The 21,865-nt window shown below is 46.6% G+C and carries 22 protein-coding genes and 1 tRNA gene; 9 read left to right on the top strand and 14 right to left on the bottom strand.

The window, feature by feature from the left end; genetic code table 11:
• Window positions 1–325 precede the first annotated feature (325 nt).
• The 4 genes from ABJO30_05515 to ABJO30_05500 all read left to right on the top strand — a co-directional run bounded on the left by ABJO30_05515 (window position 326) and on the right by ABJO30_05500 (window position 3,702).
• Window positions 326–1,444, top strand: coding sequence for a tyrosine-type recombinase/integrase (locus ABJO30_05515; protein MEP3232266.1), 1,119 nt, complete (start codon window positions 326–328; stop codon window positions 1,442–1,444).
• Window positions 1,438–1,614, top strand: coding sequence for a hypothetical protein (locus tag ABJO30_05510; protein ID MEP3232265.1), 177 nt, complete (start codon window positions 1,438–1,440; stop codon window positions 1,612–1,614). The genes ABJO30_05515 and ABJO30_05510 overlap by 7 nt, the downstream gene beginning before the upstream one ends.
• 245 nt (window positions 1,615–1,859) lie before the next feature.
• Window positions 1,860–2,186, top strand: coding sequence for a hypothetical protein (locus ABJO30_05505; protein ID MEP3232264.1), 327 nt, complete (start codon window positions 1,860–1,862; stop codon window positions 2,184–2,186).
• Window positions 2,173–3,702 (top strand): hypothetical protein, encoded by a 1,530-nt coding sequence (locus ABJO30_05500; GenBank protein ID MEP3232263.1) that lies wholly within the window; start codon window positions 2,173–2,175, stop codon window positions 3,700–3,702. The genes ABJO30_05505 and ABJO30_05500 overlap by 14 nt, the downstream gene beginning before the upstream one ends.
• 531 nt (window positions 3,703–4,233) lie before the next feature.
• Here the strand turns inward: ABJO30_05500 and ABJO30_05495 are convergent.
• The 6 genes from ABJO30_05495 to rocF all read right to left on the bottom strand — a co-directional run bounded on the left by ABJO30_05495 (window position 4,234) and on the right by rocF (window position 9,329).
• The gene (locus tag ABJO30_05495; GenBank protein ID MEP3232262.1) at window positions 4,234–4,968 is read right to left on the bottom strand and encodes an ABC transporter permease subunit; all 735 of its coding nucleotides are present in this window, start codon (window positions 4,966–4,968) and stop codon (window positions 4,234–4,236) included.
• Complete coding sequence (locus tag ABJO30_05490; GenBank protein MEP3232261.1) at window positions 4,965–5,663, bottom strand: ABC transporter permease subunit; 699 nt, start codon at window positions 5,661–5,663, stop codon at window positions 4,965–4,967. Before ABJO30_05490 ends, ABJO30_05495 begins: the two co-directional genes overlap by 4 nt.
• A 76-nt stretch (window positions 5,664–5,739) precedes the next feature.
• Window positions 5,740–6,477, bottom strand: a complete 738-nt coding sequence (locus ABJO30_05485; GenBank protein MEP3232260.1) for a transporter substrate-binding domain-containing protein — start codon at window positions 6,475–6,477, stop codon at window positions 5,740–5,742.
• A 19-nt stretch (window positions 6,478–6,496) separates the two neighbouring features.
• A complete protein-coding gene (locus ABJO30_05480) occupies window positions 6,497–7,279 on the bottom strand; it encodes an ATP-binding cassette domain-containing protein (protein ID MEP3232259.1) in 783 nt (260 codons plus the stop codon).
• A gap of 29 nt (window positions 7,280–7,308) precedes the next feature.
• A complete protein-coding gene (locus tag ABJO30_05475) occupies window positions 7,309–8,367 on the bottom strand; it encodes an ornithine cyclodeaminase (protein ID MEP3232258.1) in 1,059 nt (352 codons plus the stop codon).
• 38 nt (window positions 8,368–8,405) lie between these two features.
• Window positions 8,406–9,329 carry an arginase gene (rocF, locus tag ABJO30_05470; protein MEP3232257.1) on the bottom strand — a complete coding sequence of 308 codons (924 nt, stop codon included), beginning with the start codon at window positions 9,327–9,329 and terminating at the stop codon, window positions 8,406–8,408.
• A gap of 142 nt (window positions 9,330–9,471) precedes the next feature.
• On the opposite strand from rocF, the gene ABJO30_05465 reads away from it, so the two are divergent.
• Complete coding sequence (locus tag ABJO30_05465; GenBank protein MEP3232256.1) at window positions 9,472–9,900, top strand: Lrp/AsnC family transcriptional regulator; 429 nt, start codon at window positions 9,472–9,474, stop codon at window positions 9,898–9,900.
• A gap of 388 nt (window positions 9,901–10,288) precedes the next feature.
• A complete protein-coding gene (locus ABJO30_05460; GenBank protein ID MEP3232255.1) occupies window positions 10,289–12,064 on the top strand; it encodes a hypothetical protein in 1,776 nt (591 codons plus the stop codon).
• 1,072 nt (window positions 12,065–13,136) lie between these two features.
• Here ABJO30_05460 and ABJO30_05455 read toward each other — a convergent pair.
• From ABJO30_05455 to ABJO30_05420, 8 genes are all read right to left on the bottom strand, one after another.
• The gene (locus tag ABJO30_05455; protein MEP3232254.1) at window positions 13,137–13,604 is read right to left on the bottom strand and encodes a hypothetical protein; all 468 of its coding nucleotides are present in this window, start codon (window positions 13,602–13,604) and stop codon (window positions 13,137–13,139) included.
• Window positions 13,597–13,782, bottom strand: coding sequence for a hypothetical protein (locus ABJO30_05450; protein MEP3232253.1), 186 nt, complete (start codon window positions 13,780–13,782; stop codon window positions 13,597–13,599). The genes ABJO30_05455 and ABJO30_05450 overlap by 8 nt, the downstream gene beginning before the upstream one ends.
• Window positions 13,782–13,979, bottom strand: a complete 198-nt coding sequence (locus ABJO30_05445) for an AlpA family phage regulatory protein (GenBank protein ID MEP3232252.1) — start codon at window positions 13,977–13,979, stop codon at window positions 13,782–13,784. Before ABJO30_05445 ends, ABJO30_05450 begins: the two co-directional genes overlap by 1 nt.
• A gap of 74 nt (window positions 13,980–14,053) precedes the next feature.
• Window positions 14,054–14,749 carry a hypothetical protein gene (locus ABJO30_05440; GenBank protein MEP3232251.1) on the bottom strand — a complete coding sequence of 232 codons (696 nt, stop codon included), beginning with the start codon at window positions 14,747–14,749 and terminating at the stop codon, window positions 14,054–14,056.
• A 23-nt stretch (window positions 14,750–14,772) separates the two neighbouring features.
• Window positions 14,773–14,849, bottom strand: a tRNA-Arg gene (locus ABJO30_05435).
• 152 nt (window positions 14,850–15,001) lie between these two features.
• Window positions 15,002–16,519 (bottom strand): HAMP domain-containing sensor histidine kinase, encoded by a 1,518-nt coding sequence (locus ABJO30_05430; GenBank protein ID MEP3232250.1) that lies wholly within the window; start codon window positions 16,517–16,519, stop codon window positions 15,002–15,004.
• Window positions 16,520–16,621: 102 nt separating this feature from the next.
• A complete protein-coding gene (locus ABJO30_05425; protein MEP3232249.1) occupies window positions 16,622–18,049 on the bottom strand; it encodes an FAD-dependent oxidoreductase in 1,428 nt (475 codons plus the stop codon).
• A gap of 83 nt (window positions 18,050–18,132) precedes the next feature.
• Entirely contained in the window at window positions 18,133–18,894 is a 762-nt protein-coding gene (locus ABJO30_05420) for a TVP38/TMEM64 family protein (GenBank protein ID MEP3232248.1), read from the bottom strand.
• Between the two features lie 464 nt (window positions 18,895–19,358).
• Here ABJO30_05420 and rpmH point away from each other — a divergent pair, with 464 nt between their 5' ends.
• The 3 genes from rpmH to yidC are packed head-to-tail and all read left to right on the top strand — an operon-like array spanning window position 19,359 to window position 21,865.
• Window positions 19,359–19,493 carry a 50S ribosomal protein L34 gene (gene rpmH, locus ABJO30_05415; GenBank protein MEP3232247.1) on the top strand — a complete coding sequence of 45 codons (135 nt, stop codon included), beginning with the start codon at window positions 19,359–19,361 and terminating at the stop codon, window positions 19,491–19,493.
• Window positions 19,494–19,548: 55 nt separating this feature from the next.
• Window positions 19,549–19,989, top strand: coding sequence for a ribonuclease P protein component (gene rnpA, locus ABJO30_05410; protein ID MEP3232246.1), 441 nt, complete (start codon window positions 19,549–19,551; stop codon window positions 19,987–19,989).
• On the top strand, window positions 19,979–21,865 hold the full coding sequence (yidC, locus tag ABJO30_05405) for a membrane protein insertase YidC (GenBank protein MEP3232245.1): 1,887 nt from the start codon (window positions 19,979–19,981) through the stop codon (window positions 21,863–21,865). Before rnpA ends, yidC begins: the two co-directional genes overlap by 11 nt.

Here is a 21,865-nt window from a genome sequence, read left to right as displayed (position 1 = left end):
AGGACCTCATGTCAAAGTGTGACCGGACATCGAATAGGTAACGAAATACCTTTTAAGGTACTGAAAAATATATCAGAAATATCTGAGAAAATGGCGCGCTCGGGAAGATTCGAACTCCCGACCCCTAGATTCGTAGAATAGGTGAATTCGGTTTTCATAAATTATCAAAAGAGATCAAACCTATTGTTTTTCTTCGTTATTTCTGTTTATCTAAAAATCAGTAGTGCTCACAAAAACCCATGAGAACTTAGTTTTTCGTGACCCCAGTGTGACCCCAGCGGGTTGGTATAGGGGTTGTGGAACCCCGATTGATGGTTTGAGAGATATGCAGACATTCAACGATGCGATGGTGAAGGCGCTTAAACCGCTTGAAGGTAAGCGTCAGGAAATTCCTGATCCCAAGACTTCGGGCCTCACAATTCGCGTTACGCCCACTGGTGTGAAGACATGGGCCTTTAGATATCGCAACGCGGCCAATCGTCAGTGCCGGGTCACGCTTGGTCGTTATCCAATGATTTCATTGGCAGATGCGCGCCTCAAGGCAAAGCTACTTGTTGGCGAAGTGGCAAGCGATAAAGACCCCGTTGCTGAACGTAAGAAGGAAAGAGCGAGGCTAGCTGCCGAAGCGCTGCGTACAGTTGATGGTTTGGCTGAAGCCTACTTTGACGATGCAGCGATGGGTCTCCATCGCAGAAATGCCCAGCCTAAACGGGAGGGTACGCTTGCAGGTGAACGTCGAATTTATGACCGACTTGTCAAACCTGTGTTTGGATCTGTCGCCATCGCGGACCTGACAAAACCTGATATTCAAGCATTCGTATCCAAGCAATCGAGACACGCCCCTTCCAATGGCCGATATTGTAGAAATATTATTCGGCAATTTCTCTCGTATGCTGTTCGAAAGGAGCTTGTCGCTGTCAACGTGGCTTTAGATATTCAAGTGCCAGCAGCTAAGTCTCGAGATCGTGTTTTGACGGACGATGAGCTTAGACGCTTCTGGATCGCCTGTGAGAAGTCTTCAGACGTTAAGGGCTTGCAGCTTTCCATCGAGATGGGAATTGCTCTCAGATTGGCTTGTGTGACCCTCCAGCGTGGCGGAGAGGTTTGTGGTATTCATACAGGCGAAATCGACTTTGAAGCGAAGCTTTGGACAATTCCAGCTTCGCGCATGAAGACAAAGCGCATTCACTTAGTACCGTTGTCAGATGAGGCAATGAAGCTCATCAAATACGCTATTGCCCTTCACGGAGATGGTTATCTCTTCCCATCGCCCCGGGACAAAGACAAGCACATTGATCGAAGGGGCTTCACAAGGGCTATGAGCCGCATTGGTGATGTGATGGATATTGAGAATGCAACGCCTCATGATTTGCGAAGGACAGGGCTACAAATCTTACGAGCGAGCGTGTCGGTATTCCGAGGTTTGTCGTATCTCAGGTGTTAGGTCACTCTGGTGATCTAGGAGGAGGCGCGGCGATAACGGGAACTTATGACCGGAATGATTATCTAAAAGAAAAACGACGGGCGCTGGATGCTTGGGCGATGAGGCTGGGCGAGATTGTGACTGGGGAGCAATCAGATGGAAATGTGATTGCCTTTGGTATGAAGCGCTAGCTTTCTGCCAAGTTTGGAAGTTTGGCTTTCGGCCCGAAGCGGACGTTCGAGTTCAGTTCGGATGTTGCATTGAGATTTCCCGAAAGCTGCCATTCATTACTTGATTGAGTGAAAAGAAAAGTATTTTTTATACAATCTCTGTATCTTTTAGAAATATGGTCAAAACCAAATATTTGGCATGACTTAGAAGATCGTAGCTGCTAGCTGAATCCTTGCAGATCGATTTATTAACTTAGGAGGCTTACGTGAGCATCATCGTGTTAAAAGTTCCCTCTGATCTGACTAGCAACTTCAGAGATCATTGGAAAGACATGCGGATAGCAGAAGCATTAGATCCAGAAGTTGACCTTGGAGAGCCGGTACTTTTGGACAACTTCGATGGCGCCGCGGTTGCTGCTTGGACGGTGTCCATGTCCCCCTATATTGCTCCCATTGTTACTGCGGTATTTGGATACTTGGTCGCAAAGAGGGGTGAACTGGAAATTCAAAAGGATGATACGACAATTCGTATGAAAAATCTAAAACCATCGCAGCTGAAACAACTCTTGGCAGCTATCGATGAGCACATTTAGCGGACTAAATCCGTCCGAGCGGGCTACAGTTAAATCACTGTTTCCCCGCAAAGTAGCACAACCAGTTGTTTTACATGACCGTACTCAAGTCAGATCAACAACAGCTTTTCTCAGAGAGAAATTTGAGCTTCAGGATCAAGATATCCGTGTGTTGCCGGTATCAACATTGGAATGGTCCAGCACTTCATTTTCGCTTGCGACTAAAAAATTGGCACTAGTTGATGTTGAACAAGCCAATGCAGTCAGTTTTCTCTTATCGAAGAGCCTACTATTTGAAAGGCCTATTTTCGCTTACCTCGAGTTTATGATTAGAGCGGCAGAATCCTGCTATAATTCTGGGTATCCAGGATTATCACTGCTAGTGGCCAAAAAGGCGAATGATCGGTTGCGGCGATACTCCAGGTCGAACAAATCTTTTCCAGAAATCGCTAGACCAATGGCTCCCAGTAATGCTGCTTTTGAAGCGTTAACTTCAGGGCTCGTATTGGCTTTTGTCACTGGGCACGAGATAGGACATCTCACTACTAATGATAGAGGGGCCCTAAAAGATATTTTTGAATGGATATCGTTCAAATATAAAAGCAATGAAACCGAACCAAGCAATTTTTCTGAAGGACAACATTTCAACTTCTTGAAGCCAGAATGTATTCAGAAGTTTGATAAGGAAGGTGCTTTTTGTGGGGATATTATTCTCGGCACTAAATTCGCCGCCAGATGGCATCACCTGCGATCGCTCCAGAAAGGCGAAGCGTTTTCTGACGTCCTAGGGTTGGTGGCTTTGTCGAAAGTTGCCTTAGATAAAAATCTCGAACCGGACATTGCTGCAGCTACAGTGTTGGAGCTGTTAGAGTTCACAGAGATGCTTATGTCTTTGCGAAGGCTCCTGCCTAGATTACCAGTTCGTGGAGTACGCACCAATGTTACCTTTGAACCAACTTCTCTTGGTTTTCGACGCCTAATGTTCTTTGAGACTCTAAATGCGATGCGGAAACGAATGCTACCCATCTCAGAGGAAGTTTGCGCTTATTGGGATATGCTACCCGAAGTTAGTTTTCAAAAATTGCTCGTTCAAAAGAGTTCAGGTGAATTATACAGTGTTTCGAATAGAACAGTTCATATTGCTCGCGGCGCTCTGCTAGTAAGCAGTTTGAAACATATGCCTGAAGCACCATCAGAGGCATCGATAAAGGAGAAATTCGGACCATTGGCAGGAAATGGTTTTTTCCTAGCTAGCTGCCTAAAAATTCCGGAACGATGGTTCAGAATACATCAACACAATAATTGGGTGCCGAAACCAGAAGACGAGACGGTCCCAGTTGGCTATGCCTCAGCAATTTTTGACCTAGCAAACATCGTTAAGAAGAAGTCTAACACCGACGCAGCTGAGGCAGTAGTTCGGAGGCAGTGTGGCCTTGACCATTCTTTGATGCTCAAACTTATCCGTCATCCTCGCACCCAAGTTTTCCAAAGGCGAGTGATTGGACAGTGGCCCAATTCAGTCATGCGGCACATATGACCTCAATTGTGTCCGGTCGACCTAAAAATAGTCTCCACGACAACGAAGCGTTGTCATGCGCAGTAGGGAAGTACAACATATTTGCGATCTGTCGCAGTCGTAATTTGACATGGATGATGTTAAGCTGGCCTCCCTTAAACTTAGTCTTTCTGTGCGAAGCCACTGATGGGGAACACTATTTTTCTCAGACATGAAAACCCTGATCCATATAGATTTCAAAACAAAAACACTGTTTGAGCTTTGGGACAGTCGGCCCCAAGATGCCGTTTAGAGAATTATACAAACTTGATTGCTGTTTCCCAAAAGCTGCCATTCGTTTTCCTGAATAGGTAGCGACACCAAACTTCGGCAATGCTGACTGGTGACCAAATTAAAAAGTTAGATAAAGGTCTCAGACGAGAGGAATGCGACCATTTGGTGTTTGTCGAAATTTAAAAGCCCGAAGAAACAAGACCTTTATTTACAATGCAAAATTGGACGTTTAATGGATTTTCTTTGTGGGTAGCCATATTTCCAAATTTAGATTGAGCTTTATTGTCCTGCCCAACGTTTTTCCATTGTTTTCAGCAAAAGGGTGATGACGCCCGTTAAGACCAGATAAAGAACGGCCGCATATAGATAGATGTCGAGTGAGTAGGTTCTTGCAAATACGGTTCTGGTCTGGCCCATCAGATCCAAAACTGTAATTGTGGATACGAGTGCTGAGCCTTTCATCAACAAAATCACTTCATTGCCATAGGCAGGCCAGCTGATGCGGAGAGCTTGAGGAAATAGAATATGCCGCATGGCATTAAACCATGAGATGCCGCATACTTTTGCAGCTTCCATCTGGCCTTTGTTGATGTTGACCAACCCTCCGCGCAAAATTTCAGCCACATAAGCTGATGTGTTGAGGGTGAGGACCATTAGTCCAACAAGCCAACTATCCGATAGGATGAACCACAACGGACCGACTGTTTCTTGACCTAGAGCGCCAATACCGAAATAGGCGATCCAGAGTTGGACCAGCAACGGTGTGCCGCGAAATAGATAACAATAACCTGTTGCGACGACAGACAATGTCTTGAAGCGTGACAGTCGTGCAAGGACAATAATGACAGCAAGGATAAATCCTAAAAAACACGCAAGTGACAGGAGTTCGACGGTCACGATAAACCCGTCAGCAAATCGCGAACAATAGTCAGCTAGGCCCTTCGGTGCGACGGGTGATACAACGGCACACACACCATCGGATACGGCATATTTTATATCTGTATACCAGCTCATGATGTGTAGCCTCGTTTGGCAGTGCGTTCTGCCTTAGCGCGAATGATGTCAGATAGGGATGTCATAATGAGATAGAGCAGGCCGGCAGCAAGCAAAAACAAGAGCGGATTGCGTGTCGCTTCGCCGGCGACTTTAGCAACCCTAAGCAATTCATCCAAAGCGATGACAGCTGCAAGGGAAGTATCTTTGATCATGACCATCCAAAGATTGCCGAGGCCTGGAATGGCAAAGCGCCATAATTGTGGGAAGCGGATATTCCATAAGATTTGAAAACTTGAAAGGCCGACTGCTTTGCCAGCTTCAATTTGACCGTTTGGAACAGCAAGATAAGCACCGCGAAAGACTTCGCAGCTATAGGCACCAAAAATGACGCCTAATCCAAGAACTGCTGCGAGGAACTTAGGAATTTCAATAGTGACGTTAGACCCGATTAGAGCAAGCCCAGAATTCAATGCAGCTTCCGAACCAAAGAACACGAGCAAGAGAACTAGAAACTCAGGAACACCGCGAATGATGAGTGTGTAGGTTTCGGCGAACCATCTAAGAGGAGCAAACCTCGAAACTTTCATTCCGGCAAGGCCAATGCCAAGGAAAAAACCAAGTGTGACGGCGCAAAGCGCTAGCTGGATTGTGAGCACAGCTGCCCAGAGCAGGTCATCGCCCCAGCCGTTATCGCCATATGACAAAAGTTCCATTCACTCACTCCAATAGGACAAGATGCGAGGCTAAAACGCAAAATGCGAGGGAAGTCCCCCGCATCTCGCTTAAAGCTTAAAAGATGTCTGCGCCGAAATAAGAATTCGAAATCTTTAGGTATGTTCCGTCTGCTCTAATGGCAGCGAGAGCATCATCAAATTTCTTTTTCAGCTCGCCTTCGTTTTGGCGGATCCCAATACCAATCTTGTCGTTGATGTCGATTTGAGTGCCAACAACTTCGTAGTCTGGATTGTCTTTCAACCATGTAAGAGCTGGCAAAAGGTCTGATACGATTACGTCAAGACGACCAGAAAGAAGGTCAGAGTTGGCCGTTGTTTGCGTGTCATAAAGTTTCACGTCGCCGCGAGAGCCTGCCTTTTCTTCAACCCAAGATGAAGAGACAGTTGAGCGTTGTGCGCCGATGGTTTTCTTCAAAGCAGATTCGTGATCAAAGCCTGACCCTTTTTTGGCAACAATCGCGATGTAGTTTGAGTAATACGGTCCAGCAAAATCGATTGATTGCTTACGCTCATCCGTGATCGACATTGATGCGATGATGGCGTCGTATTTTTTGTTGACCAATCCTGGAATGATACCATCCCAATCTTGTGCAACGATTTCGCATTCTGCTTTCATTTGAGCGCAAAGTGCTTTGGCGATGTCAATATCAAAGCCAACCAATTCACCGGCAGCGTTTTTCTCGTTGAATGGAGGGAAAGCGCCCTCGGTTGCGATGGTGATTTTATCTGCGGCCATTGCATTGGTTGCAGCGAGAGCGACAACGCCCAATACTGCTGATACTAATTTTTTCATGTTTTCCTCCTAGTGTAATTTAAAGCGCCATGCTTAGAAATTGACGGCACTCTTCAGTTTCAGGTTTGCCGAGAACTTGTTCCGGCGGACCCTGCTCACCAATCAGTCCGTCTTTTAGAAAAGCGACATGGTTGGAGATTTCTCTTGCGAACCCAAGTTCGTGGGTTACGACGATCATAGTTCGGCCTTCATCGGCCAGATCTCCAATTACCTTCAACACTTCACCAACCATTTCTGGGTCTAGCGCGGATGTCGGTTCATCGAAGAGAATGAGTTTGGGATCCAATGCCAGTGTTCGAGCAATCGCGACACGTTGCTGTTGCCCCCCTGACAGTTGGTTTGGATATTGATTGCGTTTGTCCGCGATGCCGACACGGTCAAGCAAACGTTCTGCTGTCTCGACGGCCTCCGCTTTGCCCTTTTTATGAGCGAGTATTTGGGCGCAGGTCACGTTTTCAAGGATGCTGAGATGGTGCCAAAGATTAAAACCTTGAAACACCATGCCCATTTGTTGACGAATGCTTTGGAGCACCCGTTCCGAGGTTACTTTGCGCTCGGAATGTCCAGATTTGACGGGCTTGGACAAGGGCATCTTTTGCCCTTTGAAAATGATCTCACCACTTGTTGGCATTTCCAGAATGTTCAAGCATCGCAAGAAAGTTGATTTTCCAGACCCACTTGAACCGATAATCGAAATGACATCGTGGTCATTTGCCGTGAGGGAGATGCCCTTGAGCACCTCCAAATCACCATAGGATTTATGCAAATTCTCAACAATCAGAATGTGTTCGTGTGTACTCATGGTAAATTCTCACAGATAATTTGTGGTCGCTATTGAGCGCGTTGAACCATGCCGAAAAGGTCGCGAGGGTCATCAGGGTCCGCCAACATATCGAGTTCAACAAAATGCCCTGTGCGTTCTAGTTGATCGCGGACATAGCGCAGTGCTGAGAAGTCTTCCGTTGCGAATCCAACGCTGTCGAAAAGGGTGATTTGATCTTTCGAAGTGCGCCCTTCGATTTGACCAGAAATGACCTGCCAAAGTTCTGTGACAGCATGGTCGTCATCAAGCTGCTGAATTTCGCCTTCGATGCGGGTCTGTGGTGGATACTCAACAAAAATGTCTGAACGCAGTAGAATGTCTCGGTGCAATTCTGTTTTGCCCGGGCAATCTCCGCCGATGGCGTTGATGTGGATGCCAGAACCAATCATGTTGTCGGTTAGAATGGTCGCGCATTGTTTGTCTGCCGTGCAGGTGGTGATGATATCAGCACCCGTAACTGCTTCTTGTGATGAGCTGCAGCTAATGACCGTTAGCCCTTTGTCCGCTAAATTTGCGACGGCTTTTTTGGTTGCTTGTGGGTCGATGTCGTAAAGCCGCACGGTCTCAATGCCAACAACTTCTCTAAACGCCAGCGCTTGGAATTCACATTGGGCGCCATTGCCAACCATCGCCATGGTCTTTGCACCCTTTGGGGCCAAGTGTTTGGCGGCAACTGCAGAAGTGGCAGCTGTGCGCAATGCTGTGAGGATTGTCATCTCTGACAGCAATACAGGATACCCATTGGAGACCTGCGCCAATACGCCAAAAGCTGTAACCGTCTGGAAACCGCGTGCCATATTGGCAGGGTGCCCGTTTACATATTTAAAACCGTATGTTTCGCCGTCGCTGGTTGGCATAAGTTCAATGACACCCTCTTTGGAGTGGGCCGCAACCCGTGGTGTCTTGTCGAACTGATCCCAGCGCAAAAAATCAGCTTCAATATAATCAGCAATCTCAGCAATCATTTTTGCCGCACCAATGGTGTTCACAATGCGCATCATGTTGTCGACGCTAACAAAAGGCACCATGGCAAGTTTTGAGGGTTGTAGATTGGTCGTGCTAGGCATGGATTATCCTTTGATTAGTCGTTGATTTTTCTGTGCGTTCAATAGCTTTGAGTTGGCCTGTCTAGTACCTTGCGACCAAGCAGGCTGGCGCACAGATCAACCATTAGTTTTGCGGTACGCCCACGTTCATCGAGGAAGGGATTGAGCTCAACCATGTCGAGCGATGTCACCAAACCACTGTCACAAAGCATTTCCATGATCAGGTGAGCCTCGCGGAATGTGGCTCCACCTGGAACAGTTGTTCCAACAGCTGGGGCAATGTTGGGTTCTAAAAAATCCACATCGAGACTGACGTGCAAAAGGCCATTTGCCTTTTTGACACGCTTCAAAAACGACCGCAAAGGTGACGCCACTCCGCATTCATCAATCGCGCGCATATCATGTATTTCAATGCTGTTTTGCGCTAACTGTTTTTTCTCTTCAGCGTCGACCGAACGTATGCCCAACATGCAAATATTAGCGGGATCAACTGGGTTATGAAGTTCAGGATAGTACCCCTCAAAGCCACGTTGGCCGGTAAAATAAGCAACTGGAGTACCGTGAAGATTGCCACTGTCTGTGCTTTCCAACGAATGGAAATCTGGGTGGGCATCAAGCCACAAAACGAACTGCTCTCTTCCCATTTCCGCTGCATAGCGACTAACGCCGGGAACAGTTCCAATTGAAAGACTATGGTCTCCTCCCAAGAATATCGGGAGAGTTGAAGGTTGAATGGCCGCGTAGGCTGCATCCTCTAGAGCAGCAGCCCAGCTAATTGTTTCATTAAGGTGGTGAACGGCCACATTAGAATGTGGCGCAGTTTCATTCGCTCTTGGCGTAATGTTACCCCGATCTTGAACCGGATATCCTAACTCTTCAATGGTTTGTTTAAGCCCCGCAATACGATAAGCATCTGGCCCCATTACACAGCCAGGTTGCCTCGTGCCGGAATCCACTGGAGCGCCAACCAAAACACAATTCATATCATCACGATCATTTTTCAATATCTGTTTTGATGATTATCTGTGGATTTAGATGAAGTAAATAGTTAGATTAATGCGCTATTACATGCTATTTTTAATCAAAATGATGGAATAAATTAGCAATTTGTCAAAAGGTGAGAATGTGCTTGGATTAACCGCGACGGATAAGAAACTGCTTGGTCTTCTCAAAAGGGATGGACGGGCTTCTGTAACAATTTTAGCGGAGCAATTGGGGGTGTCGCGAGCAACCGTACAAACCAGCATGGATCGTCTGATTGCATCAAACGCAATTCAAAGGTTTACGATTGATATAGACAATTCTGCCGGCGGCGAAATAATTCGCGCTGTGATGACCATCGAGGTTCAAGGGCACTTAACGTCGTCAATCGTGAAATCGCTGAAAAAGATGCCAGAAATCGTTAGTCTCCACACAACGAATGGTGCGTGGGACCTTGTTGCCCAAATTGAAACCATAAGTCTGCTGGAATTCGATGGACTGTTACGCCGTGCACGAGAAATTTCTGGCATACTGAACAGCGAAACCAGTATTCTTTTGAATTCTGTGAAATAACGAGAAAACTGGGCGCATAAATTAATTGGGTAACTCAGATTAATAACACTGCCAATATTGCAGCGACAAACGGCAGCTTTGGAACATCTCTAGGCAAACTTGTGCACTGCCGCCAACGTCCGCTCTCCCCCCTTAAGTGCCCTTTCTAATAACGTCGAATTGTGGTTCAGTTTTACCTTGCAAGGCGTCTACCGTTCTAGCGACACATCAAGCAATTGGTTCAGGCAGCCACGCCAGCACCATCAAGTTAAGGTCGTGACGTTTCTGACAAACTTGGGCCCGTATACTTTTTTACTTCTACCGACTTCCAGAACAGTATACGAAATTAGGGTTGCAATCGTCAGGCGCTCACCCACTAATTTAACCGAAATTATGAGGTTTGGATAATATGTCTCGTGAAGAGAATAGTATCAGAAAAGGACAAAGAAAGGCGAGAGATCTCGGTCGGAAAGTAAAAAGGGATGTGGGATCCAGTAAGATAACAACGGCGATTGTGGAAGGTGCGGAAAAGCTTGGAGCGCAAGCCTCCGAGTTCGTTGAATCAAGTGGAATTAAAGAACAACTTAAACCCGTTGCAGGAACGGTGAAAAGTGCCATTGAGGCTGGAAGAGAAGCGATTCAAAGAGCGGATGAGGCTACAGGGGCTAGCGAAAAGCTAGGGGCCGCTGGTGATGTACTAATTGGAACAACGGTTACTCCAACGAAAGAATTTTTAAGCAAATCTGGAGTAACAGAAAAAGTTGAACGTGCTGTAGACGAATCTAAAAAACAATATGGGAAAATCAGGTATATCATAAAGCCATACTTCGCTCCCGAAGATACAGTTGAGCTTCTCACTGTTACAAAGGAAGAACTTACCAAAATCACAGCATGCATTCTTCAAGTTAGCGACAAAGAAGCCGCTGGCTGGATGGAAGGGTTTGGCAAAGTCGTTTCAACTCAATTGGCAGGACTGGTAGGCACAGCTTCATTATTTGGACTAGTCAGCACTTTTGGGACGGCAGGTACTGGAACCGCAATAGCAACGCTGCACGGTGCAGCCCTAACAAATTCAACACTTGCGGCGCTTGGTTTCGGCGGTGGAATGGCCGCAGGTGCATTGGTGCTATCAGGTTTCGGGTTGGTCGTAGGTTTCGCAACTTACAAATTTGTACTTTCATCAAAATCTCGAAATTACGACGACCTGTCTGATGAAGAAAAACGAATAGTTGAAACTTGCGGATTATTAGCCGCAAGCATTGAGAGTAAGCTCGAAGAAAGACCTTTTCGCTTATATTCTGATGAAGCATTGCAATTTTGCGATTCACTGCAAAAACTACATGAGCACCTTGAAGAAAATGCTGATAGCATCTGCGCCAATTTAGATGGAAAAAATTCACTAAAATATAGCCAGCACATACTGACAGATTTTAAGCCTGCTGTTTTGGATGGCTTCCAATTTTATGCTGCTAAATTACCTATAAGTCCTGCTGGGTTAGTTGCGGGTGTATTCTATAGTTTACTTACACAAACAGCTCTTGGCGGCTCTCAAGAGCAAGATTTGGTGCTAGAGGCTATTCGTAGGTCTAAAACGGAATTAAACGCCGCCGATGAAGTTGAAATTTCTGAATATTTAAGTGGATTAACACCTGAACAACTGAGAGGCGTCGCTAATAATGTGAAGGGAATTTATCACGAACTTCTATGGGTTGAAGGATATAACGCTACTCATACTGACACATCCGCCGAAGTGCATGGTTCCACGAACCATGAGGGATCTGATGTTGTTATTCGTTCAACAGACACTGGTGAAATACAATATGAATACCAGCTTAAGGCTACGAATAGTAAAAGCTATGTGGCTGAACATCAGGATAGGTATAGCGATATAGAGACTATCGCGACAGTTGAAGTTGCGGATAAAATGGATGGCGTGCAACCTAGTGGTCATACCAATGAGGCTTTAACCCATGAGGTAACAAGCGCATTAGAAGACCTTTCAGACAACTCCATAACCGATAGAATTTTTGAATCTGGTGAATATACCGGATTGGTCGCTGCGGGTTTCGAGGCGCTTAAACTTTTGGATGGTAAAACCACCATTCCTGCCGCTGGAAAAAACACAATTCGAACAGCTGCGAATGCTGCAGCTGCAACGGGTATTACGGCTTTCTTGTTCGGCTGACTGTTTGCTGCAACTGGTTGTGACCCTCGAATAGTAGCGATAGCTTATATAATAATTATTCTTTGATAGGACGAAGATATAGAAAATGCACCATCAATCCCCTTAGCAAGAGATAAATTACGTTTTGTGCTGAGGTGCTGCGTCCCGCATGTGGCAAGAAGCTTTGTACGGTCCCTTTTTTCCTGAGAGAACCGCTTTAGGGCGCATAATGAGAAATCCCTCATCCCATCACACTTACTTGGCCAAGACTCAGTTTGAGCATGTGTGTCGGCCTGCACGGCTCTGCAGGTGCGTTTATCGGTGTATGCGGTGGCTGTGCCGTGAGAAGCATGGCTAAGCCCTACCTGTAGTCTGATTGCAGAACAGGAGATAGTTCTCAGCTTTCATCAAGCATAGGCCAATTAGTTGTTGCACGCTTGCGTAGTCTTCAGATGTGGTGCTTATCAGTGAAGCGAGTTTAGCGATGGATACATGCAGCCGCACTTCCTCGATACAGGTTACGTCCCGCTCACAGAACCCTAAGAGGTCACGCTCAAAGTCATGATGATGATCACCATGCTCAACCATGTAATGAAGATGGAGCTGAACTCGCAGGTTGATAGGATATGTAGAAAAGCTCTCAACTGTCATGAGCTTTGCTCTAAGAAATTCAAACGACGAACTTCACAAACCAGAGCGCTTTCGAAATTCTCAATTTCTGATTCAATCACCTTATCAGACAGCCCCAGCTTGCGCATCTTCGATCTGAGACGGGAAAGGGTTTCTCTTCGAAAGTTCTCTCTTGTCTGTTCTGTCTTTCTCTCAATAAGAGTTCGAGCGACCTGGCGAACCTTGCCGATGCGATGGTGATGTGGAAAGGGAATGATCGCTGCTGAACGTTGTGCCAACTGAACAATGGGAGGCTGTTGTCATGCTGCATGACGCCCCCCTAAACTGGGAGCCCGACCCAAGATATATAAGATAGTAGCCAAAAGGACACCGAAGGTATGCAGGAAGGGGAACCGAAAATGAGTGCCTAACGTGTAGGAAAGGGCACCGAAACTATGTCGGAAAGGGAGCTGGGAAACTGTCTTTATGACGCCTTCGCTAAGCATGCTTTATCCTTTCGCTTTTCTGATTGAATTTTCTTCTCGCTAAACTGCTCAACAATTGTTTGAGCTTGCTCTATGGATTGGATTTTCTTCCATTCATCAGTCGGTTTCACATTCCTTGTAGGGAGGTACGTTAGACGGTAGCGATTAGGGGCTCTAACATCTCCACGCCAAGAGTCTATCGGCCGCACAATTTCAATGAACCCAAGTTGCTCACCACATTCCAACATTGATGAAATTCGCCGTTTAGATACACCAGCCTCCATAAACTGGTTGTATGAAACGAAGAGCTCTCCATTGTTCATTCCGCCATGTCGCATATGTTCTGTTTCCAGGCGATCCAGTATGCGCCACAGAGGAACAGGCTTAACGTTCCAAGCAGGACTTAGCTTCATCTCAAGGCGATGGGGCACAAACCCCGTATCAAGCCAACTACGTTTCTTAGGCATTCCAATCTGCCCTCTTGATGAGAGCTGGGCGAGGTCGCACACCTGCATGGGTAAACCCGAGTAGGGCAAGATCACGTGGGATCGAGAAACGTTCCATCGCTTCTGCAAGGGATAAGTCTGAATGACGTGCAGCGTCTTGGATAGAGGCTGCGATGGTTTTTATGATTGGATGAAGCATCAGGCAGCCTCACCAGCACGAGCTGCTATCCAAGCTTTGCGTTGAGCAATCAATATACCTTGGCGGCGTGGAGATAACTGAATTGGTTTTGGAAAGTCACCGGCGGCTATCATTCGGCGAATTGTAGAGTAGCTGACACCTATAGCAGTTGCTGATTGGCGCACAGTTTCGATTTGTTGGGTGGAGTTTTCTTCCATTTATGACCTCACTTAGTTGCTTATGAGGTCAGGATGACGTTTTTGGTTTATTCAGTAAAAGGGGTAAACAAAACTCAATCGGAAGGGCTCTTTACCCGCTCTGTTACGAAGGCAGTAATTGCGTCTCTATTATTACCGACAAATGCAGCCGCCTCACTGCCTGTGAACCTATGAAGGTTGTTTTTCTCTGGGTGACTTAAGCCTATCACTCTTCTTGTTACCATTTCCACGAACCTTCCAAATGGACCAGGCTTTCCGTATTCTTTTGAAGAATTATCTGTCTTTGTAGCGACGTTTCCCAAAATGCGCTCCCAAAAATCTGCGCACTCCATCAAAACCATGTAACGCTTCTCTATGAACCTGCCCCTTTTGCCATTCACCCAGTTCAGCTTCGAAATCAATACAGTTTGTTCGGCCATTAATGAATTTATGTTTTGATTTAAGACCTCCAAACACTCCTTATTTGAACTGACGGCTCTTGGGCTTCGCAGAAAGTTTCTGGTTGCGCATAGCGTGTCTATAGTTTCAGAAATTTCAGTAATTTTACTTGGAGCAAGCTGTTTGGTGCCAAAAAGAAACCAATGATCTAAAATTCTTTCAAAAAAGCTCTGAATTATATCGTCATCATGGGGTAATGGGTTCGATAGGGTGCTGAACTCGTCATTAAACTCTTCACGAAATAACGTGGAATCTAAATCTTCTGATTCTGGGTTATCATTATTATTTTGTGACCCCGGCGTGACCCCAGGCTGTTTTGGCTCATTGGTCATATTGGCTAAGTCTTTGATTTAAATGGCGCGCTCGGGAAGATTCGAACTCCCGACCCCTAGATTCGTAGTCTAGTGCTCTATCCAGCTGAGCTACGAGCGCGTCTTGACCTATCGGTCTTGAGGTTGCGAACGTTTGACGTTGGCAACAGTCCTGCACGGATTAATGCTTTCATTGGCGAAAAGCAACCCGCTTTTTTCAAAGAGTTGCTATTCTTTTGAAACTTCTGCGTTTCGTCGTTAATTGCGGCCAAATTAACGGTCTGGAATGATGATTTCGAAGCTTGCGCCAGGGCTTTCTTTTTCAAGCAATCTGATTGTGCCGCCATGAGCGGTTACAATTTCATGAGCGATGGCGAGGCCGAGGCCCGTTCCGCCTTTTGAGAAGGAACCTTTGAACGCTTCAAACAGGTGGGCTTTTGCGCGTTCTGGAATGCCTGGGCCTGTGTCTTCGACTAAAATTTGCGTAGAACCGTTTTCTTTATGGGCTTTGATCCATAGGCGTTTGACGACGGCACCATTGTCGACTGCTTCCAGCTCTTTCACAGCATTGCGGGATAAATTCATGAGCACTCTGAAAATTTGCTCAGGGTCTGCATCAAACTCGAGTGTATCTGGGACTTTGTTTTCCCATTTGATGGTTTTGTGATCATCGACTTCCAGCAGAGAGGCAAGTTCTTGAACAAGGTTGTGGAGGTTCACGAGCTGACGTTTTGGGTCTTCCTCGCGGGCGCTACCGTAGACGAGTGTTGACTGACAATATCCGATGGCACGGTCAATACCTGCAATGAGTTTGGGGGCAAAGCGTTGCACTTCTGGATCAGGCAGCATGGTCAAACGGTCGGAGACCAGTTGGACGGAAGCCAAGATATTGCGTAGATCATGGTTCACCTTGGAAACGGCAAGCCCGAGGTTTGCAAGGCGTTTTTGACTTGAAAGAGTGCCTTGTAGTTCTTTTTGCATGCTCGATAGAACGTTTTCAGCAACACCCAGCTCATCTGAGCGATTAGTGGGATTGATGACATTGTCTTTAGCTTCAGGGTTTTGCGAAAAAGCCACCATGTTATTAGCAATGTTACGAATGGGGCGCACGAACAAGATGCTGAGTGCTAAATACACCATTGCTGCCGTCAACAAAGAGATGATCAAAGATAAGATCATCACATTGCGCGTGTAGGTTAGCATGGCAGCGCGCAACGGTGCTTCTAGGGCGATAACCTCGAAAAGTTTGTTGCTTCCAGGTGGGGAGCCGCGAACCAAGATAGACCTCGACTGTGAGGTTAGGAGCGTATCCACTGCATCTCGAATAGATTGGAAAGCACCTGTTTCATTAACATCGAACTGTCCGCCCATTTCATTGGCATTATGCTCCAACATCGCAACCAGCTGACGACGGCCATCTTGCCTTTGGGCGAAGGTCACCACATCAAAGCTTCTAAGGGCGGCTTCCATACGGCTTATTTCTTCAGGTGTCTTTATGTTGTCCCCACCGCCACTTTCGCCTTGATAGACAAGCAAAACAGTTTGCGCACGGGTAAGGCGATCGGTCAGCCAATCATTTCGGAATTTGGCAACTGAGGGTAGGAAGACGAAAACCTCGCTCAACATCACAAAGCTTATCGTCAATAATAGGAGTTTGGCTGACAGGCCGCCAAAGTGACCTTTTTTCTTTGAGATAAGAGAATTAGCGAGTGGCTCCGCACCCTCATTTTCCACGGGGGTTTGTGTTGTGGTAGATCGCTGTATGAGCTCGTGATCAGGTTGCTTATTCAACAGAAACCCCTAGTTGCCAGTCTATTTTATCCTATGTGCCAGCCTTGAAGAATACAAACAAAAGATTGTAACTTTTACGACAGGAAGTGACAGGTTTGCTTGTCACCCAAATATTCGAAGGAAACTCACTAGTTTCTTGAGCCACCATTTTTGTAGCAGTGGTTTGTAAAATTCCGTCGATGCGCGTTTGCCAATTTCGCTCATGGTTGGATAAGGCGATACATAGCCAGTCATCGCGCTAACTTTCATGTTTTGTGAAACAGCAAGCGCCCAAATGTTGATCATTTCGTCCGCGCCTGCACCCACAATGCCAGCGCCCAAAATAACACCTTTCTTATCGGTGATAACTTTGATCAGGCCAGCTGTTTTGTGTTCTGCTTGAGCGCGGTCGTTTTCGACATATGGCCAACGCAACACGCGAATTTCTTTATACTTTTCGCGCGCCTCAGCTTCGCTGTATCCAACATTTGAAATTTCTGGATCAGTGAAAGTCGCCCACGGCAGGATGCGTCGGTTTTCTTCTGCTTTTTTTCTAAACAAAATGGCACGAATAACGAGGCCAGCATGGTAGCCCGCGACGTGGGTAAATTGCAGGCCACCTGCAACATCGCCAATGGCGTAAACACGTTTGTTGGTTGTGCGCATTGTCGCATCAACCGTGATGCCGCGTCGTTCAAATTCGATATTTGCTTTTTCAAGATCAAGGTTTGCGATATTGGCCGCACGACCTGTTGCAATCAAAAGGTGCGAGCCAGAAATGACGGTTTCTACGCCATCTTTCTCCGCAATTACATCAACGCCGCCGTCAACGGATGGTTCAAGGCGAACAACTTTCGTTTGCTCATGAATTTCGACGCCTTCTTGCCTGATGTTATCAAGCGCAATAGAGGCAAGTTCTGGATCGAATTGATTGAATGTGCGCATCGCTTCGACAACAGATACCTTTGAACCAAGACGGCGATGGGCTTGCGCCATTTCCATGCCAATTGGGCCACCACCAATGATGATAAGGTGTTCTGGCTTCACGGTGGTTTCAAACAGGTTTTCGTTGGTCAGATAATCGACATTCTCAAGGCCTGGAATAGGCGGCACGAAGGCTGATGAGCCTGTTGAGACAACAAAACGCCGTGCTTTGATCTCATAGTTGCCAGCAATCACTGTTTTGCTGTCTTGAAAACGGCCAGCCTCTGTGATCACGCGCACGCCGAGGCCTGTAAATCGCTCGACGGAATCGTTTGGCGCAATCGCGGCTATGACGCCGTGGACATGGTCATGAACTTTTTGAAAATCAACTTCAGGCTCTGCGGGTGTGATCCCAAATTTCTCAGATTGGCGGAAAGTTTTGGCAACTTTACCAGCAGCGATCATTGCCTTAGACGGAACGCAGCCATAGTTGAGGCAATCGCCACCCATTTTGTCTTTTTCAATCAAAACAACGGAGACGCCAAAAGAAGCCGCGGCTGCTGCTACACTGAGGCCGCCGGATCCAGCCCCAATTACACAGATATCTGGTTTTAGTATCTCAGTCATTTAACGTTCCAAATTTTCAATTGTTATGTTGCAGTCCAAATTCTCTTTGAAGCTGTAAACTTAATAGGGATGTTTCGTCAAACTTACGCTGATGTGTCCGTTGCTGATCGGTTTTTGCGATTGCGGATATATTTCACAATGAGCGGCACCACTGAGGCGATGGCAAGAGCTGCCAAGCCGAGTGTCACATTGGTGACGATGTTGGAGTCTTTTTCAAAGCTGGTACCCACTTGCTCGCCGATGAATGAGTAAGCATAGGTGCCTGGAATAATACCCAAGAAGGTCGCCAAGGCGTAACGGCCAAGGTCCATGCCAAAAAAGGCCGGTGCCAAATTAGTAATCCAAAACGGCACGACAGGGGCAAGGCGTAGGGTCAAAAGATAATTGAAAGCATCTTTTTGAAAACCGTCACGAAGCTTAGACATGCGCGGCCCTGCTTTTTCAGCAAGGAAATCGCCGAGCGAGGTTTTGGCAACAAGGAAGATGATTGAGGCACCAATTGTTGCGCCGAAAATTGTCAATGTCCCGCCAATTAGCCAGCCAAAAATTGCACCGCCAGCAATTGTCAAAAAGCTCGCGCCGGGAAAGGAGATCGAGACGGCGACAATGTAGATAATGAGGTATGAGCCCATTGCCAAAACAAAATTGTCTTGAACAAAAGCATCAAGGGCAGCTTTGTTTTCAGACAAAGTGTCGAGCGACAGATAAGTATGTACACCTGAAAAATAACCAACAAGAAGCAAGGCTACGATGACGCCAAGTGGCACCAGGCGCTTAGCTAAGCCACCGGAATTTTTCGGTTTATTTGTGTCAGGTTGGTTCGAAGCTGTGTCGTCCAAAGCCATATCGAGGATTGCTCCAGTTTGTTATTTTTAATTACTTAGCATGCCATTGCAAAAGGCGTATGATTGCCTGAAGTTCTGGAATGTGACCGTTAAAAGTCTGTTGCACTTAAACTATGATATAGGAATAATTCTGAACAGCAGACAAACAAAAATGCGGTTTGACGAACATGTTATCCTATCATGTTTTATATCACGGTTCTGTGATGAAAACATACAAGCCCATCGACAATATTTAAGGTTCTGTAGCGAATGATCTGAAATGGCGGATTATATTGGCTGATTTCATGGCGTATTCTGGGCGGATAGACATTGACTTTACCCCCACATTCAATCTATATGCCGCCATATCCAAAACGCGGGTAATGAAGACGGTAGCAAGAAGAAACTTTAAATAGTGGTTTTCTTGTAAATTCGCCAACCCGCTTTAAAAAGTTGAGGCCTGTGGGATACCATGGGAAAATCCGATGAAACGTACATTTCAACCAAGTAATCTCGTTCGTAAACGCCGTCACGGTTTTCGTGCGCGCAAAGCAACCGTCGGTGGACGTGCTATTCTTGCTGCCCGCCGTGCAAAAGGCCGCAAAAAGCTATCAGCTTAACGCGAGTTTAAGGGTGTAACCATTGGTCTCCACCCACACATCTTCGCTAAATGTGATGAAGAAGAGAGCCGCATTTCTTAATGCGGCTAAAGGCGTTTTTATGCCGAGAAAATCTTTCGTTATGCAGCGTAATGAGCAGAGTGATGCATCCGATGAAACGGATAGCTCTTTGCTTGATCCAAGAGTTGGATTTACGGTGACTAAGAAAGTGGGCAATGCCGTTATTCGCAACCGTGTGCGACGAAGAATGCGCGAAGCAGTGCGGGTGACAAGTTCGGAATTATTCCAAAACGGCCACGACTATGTGCTGGTTGGACGCAAAGAAGCTTTGAGCGTTGAGTTCAATACCCTTTGCGCTGACATTGAAAGCACGCTAAAGAGACTGGCGCGCGGCGAAGGTAAGCCCGCACGCCCCTATAAATCACGCACCGCACGGTCGCATCAAAAGCAAACGACCAGCGATACTGACAGGACGACACGCGCTCATGCAGGATAATAAGAATTTCATTATAGCTATTGTGCTTTCCATGATGGTTTTGTTGGGGTGGCAAGTTTTCGTTGTTGGTCCGCAGGAAGAGCAACGCCGCGTATTAGCTGAAGAGCAGCAAGCGCTTGAACAACAAGCAGCAGCAAATGGAACGGCACAAACGCCGTCAGTCCCGGCAGCACCTGGGTCGAACACGTCCGCGACAAACGCACAAGTGCCTGCAAGTGGTGTTGTTCCAGCAGCACCTGGCTCCGCAGTGACTCCTGCAGCAGGCGGTGACGCAGCGCTAACGCTGGAAGCAGCTCTTAAGAGCGATAAGCGGATTGCGATTGAAACAAAAAGCCTCAGCGGGTCAATCAATTTGGTTGGCGGTCGCATCGATGACCTTTTGCTCAAAGATTATAACGAAGAAAATGTCGACGATTCTCCTTTGGTGCGTTTGTTCCACCCAGTCGGTAGCGAAAACGCTTATTACGCTGAAACTGGTTTGGTTGCAGCAGCCGGTGGTCCCGCCTTACCAAACAGCGAGACTGTATGGAACGTTTCAGGCAATAAAGAGCTTGGCGTCGGCAAGCCTGTTGTTCTCACATGGGATAATGGCGCAGGCCTTACCTTTGAGCGGACTTACGATCTTGATGAAAACTATATGTTCACGCTTACGGACAAAGTGAAAAACAGCGGCAGCGAGCTTGCAACACTTTATCCTTACGGTTTTGTATCGCGTCGCGGTGAGCCAAGCACTACAGGTATCTGGATTTTGCATGAAGGCTTGATCGGCTTTTTCGGCAAGGACATTGGTCTTGAAGAAATTGATTATGACGACCTTGAAGACGACAACAATGTGCAAGAGGTCGAGAAAACAAGTTCTGGCTGGCTTGGTATCACAGATAAATATTGGGCTGCCACGCTAATCCCACCACAACAAACACCGTTTAAAGGCCGCTTTGCTCATAAGCCGGGTACACTCCCTTCTTACCAAGCAGATTTCTTGTCTGACCCGATTACGGTTGCAGCAGGTGGTGAAGCCAGTGCGACGACACGTTTGTTTGCTGGTGCAAAACAGACAACGTTGATTGATGAGTACCAAGAAAAATTGGAAGTTGAAAACTTCGAGCTGATGATTGACTGGGGTTGGTTCTACTTCCTCACTAAGCCGTTGTTTTATCTTCTCCACTGGTTGTTTGGTGTGTTTGGAAACTTCGGTGTTGCGATTTTGGGCGTGACAGTGATCGTCAAAATCCTCTTCTTCTGGTTTGCCAACCGTTCTTACGTCTCAATGAGTAAGATGAAATTGTTGCAGCCGAAGATGAAGGAAATTCAAGAACGCAACAAAGATGATAAGCAACGTCAGCAACAAGAGGTGATGAAGCTTTACAAGGAAGAGAAGGTGAATCCGCTTGCTGGTTGTTGGCCAGTTCTCATTCAAATTCCGGTCTTCTTCTCGCTCTATAAGGTGTTGTTTGTCACCATCGAGATGCGTCACGCGCCATTCTTTGGTTGGATACAAGATTTGGCGGCACCTGACCCAACCACGATCTTCAACTTGTTCGGGATATTGCCGTTCAGCTTGCCAGAGTGGATGCCGCTAATTGGCATTTGGCCGATCATTATGGGCATCACAATGTTTGTTCAAATGAAGCTAAACCCGTCACCACCAGACCCAACGCAGCAGATGATTTTCAACTGGATGCCTGTGGTTTTCACCGTGATGCTTGCAACATTCCCTGCGGGTCTCGTGATCTACTGGGCATGGAACAACTTTTTGTCGGTCATGCAGCAATATGTCATCATGACACGCCAAGGCGTGAAAGTGGATATTCTTGGCAATGTGCTGGATACGTTTAGAAAGAACAAGAAATCTAAACAGCTTGAAAAAACGGATTAG

Source organism: Hyphomicrobiales bacterium (assembly GCA_039973685.1).
Lineage (GTDB): Bacteria > Pseudomonadota > Alphaproteobacteria > Rhizobiales > JACESI01 > JACESI01.
The sequence above is the reverse complement of the archived record's forward strand: the minus strand, read 5'-3'. Positions and strand labels throughout refer to the sequence as shown.

Coding starts and splice junctions, on each gene's coding strand:
- ABJO30_05515 (MEP3232266.1), top strand. CDS start 326: ATGCAGACATTCAACGATGCGATGGTGAAGGCGCTTAAACCGCTTGAA.
- ABJO30_05500 (MEP3232263.1), top strand. CDS start 2,173: ATGAGCACATTTAGCGGACTAAATCCGTCCGAGCGGGCTACAGTTAAA.
- ABJO30_05495 (MEP3232262.1), bottom strand. CDS start 4,968: ATGAGCTGGTATACAGATATAAAATATGCCGTATCCGATGGTGTGTGT.
- ABJO30_05490 (MEP3232261.1), bottom strand. CDS start 5,663: ATGGAACTTTTGTCATATGGCGATAACGGCTGGGGCGATGACCTGCTC.
- ABJO30_05485 (MEP3232260.1), bottom strand. CDS start 6,477: ATGAAAAAATTAGTATCAGCAGTATTGGGCGTTGTCGCTCTCGCTGCA.
- ABJO30_05480 (MEP3232259.1), bottom strand. CDS start 7,279: ATGAGTACACACGAACACATTCTGATTGTTGAGAATTTGCATAAATCC.
- ABJO30_05475 (MEP3232258.1), bottom strand. CDS start 8,367: ATGCCTAGCACGACCAATCTACAACCCTCAAAACTTGCCATGGTGCCT.
- rocF (MEP3232257.1), bottom strand. CDS start 9,329: ATGAATTGTGTTTTGGTTGGCGCTCCAGTGGATTCCGGCACGAGGCAA.
- ABJO30_05460 (MEP3232255.1), top strand. CDS start 10,289: ATGTCTCGTGAAGAGAATAGTATCAGAAAAGGACAAAGAAAGGCGAGA.
- ABJO30_05455 (MEP3232254.1), bottom strand. CDS start 13,604: ATGCCTAAGAAACGTAGTTGGCTTGATACGGGGTTTGTGCCCCATCGC.
- ABJO30_05450 (MEP3232253.1), bottom strand. CDS start 13,782: ATGCTTCATCCAATCATAAAAACCATCGCAGCCTCTATCCAAGACGCT.
- ABJO30_05445 (MEP3232252.1), bottom strand. CDS start 13,979: ATGGAAGAAAACTCCACCCAACAAATCGAAACTGTGCGCCAATCAGCA.
- ABJO30_05440 (MEP3232251.1), bottom strand. CDS start 14,749: ATGACCAATGAGCCAAAACAGCCTGGGGTCACGCCGGGGTCACAAAAT.
- ABJO30_05425 (MEP3232249.1), bottom strand. CDS start 18,049: ATGACTGAGATACTAAAACCAGATATCTGTGTAATTGGGGCTGGATCC.
- ABJO30_05420 (MEP3232248.1), bottom strand. CDS start 18,894: ATGGCTTTGGACGACACAGCTTCGAACCAACCTGACACAAATAAACCG.
- rpmH (MEP3232247.1), top strand. CDS start 19,359: ATGAAACGTACATTTCAACCAAGTAATCTCGTTCGTAAACGCCGTCAC.
- rnpA (MEP3232246.1), top strand. CDS start 19,549: ATGAAGAAGAGAGCCGCATTTCTTAATGCGGCTAAAGGCGTTTTTATG.
- yidC (MEP3232245.1), top strand. CDS start 19,979: ATGCAGGATAATAAGAATTTCATTATAGCTATTGTGCTTTCCATGATG.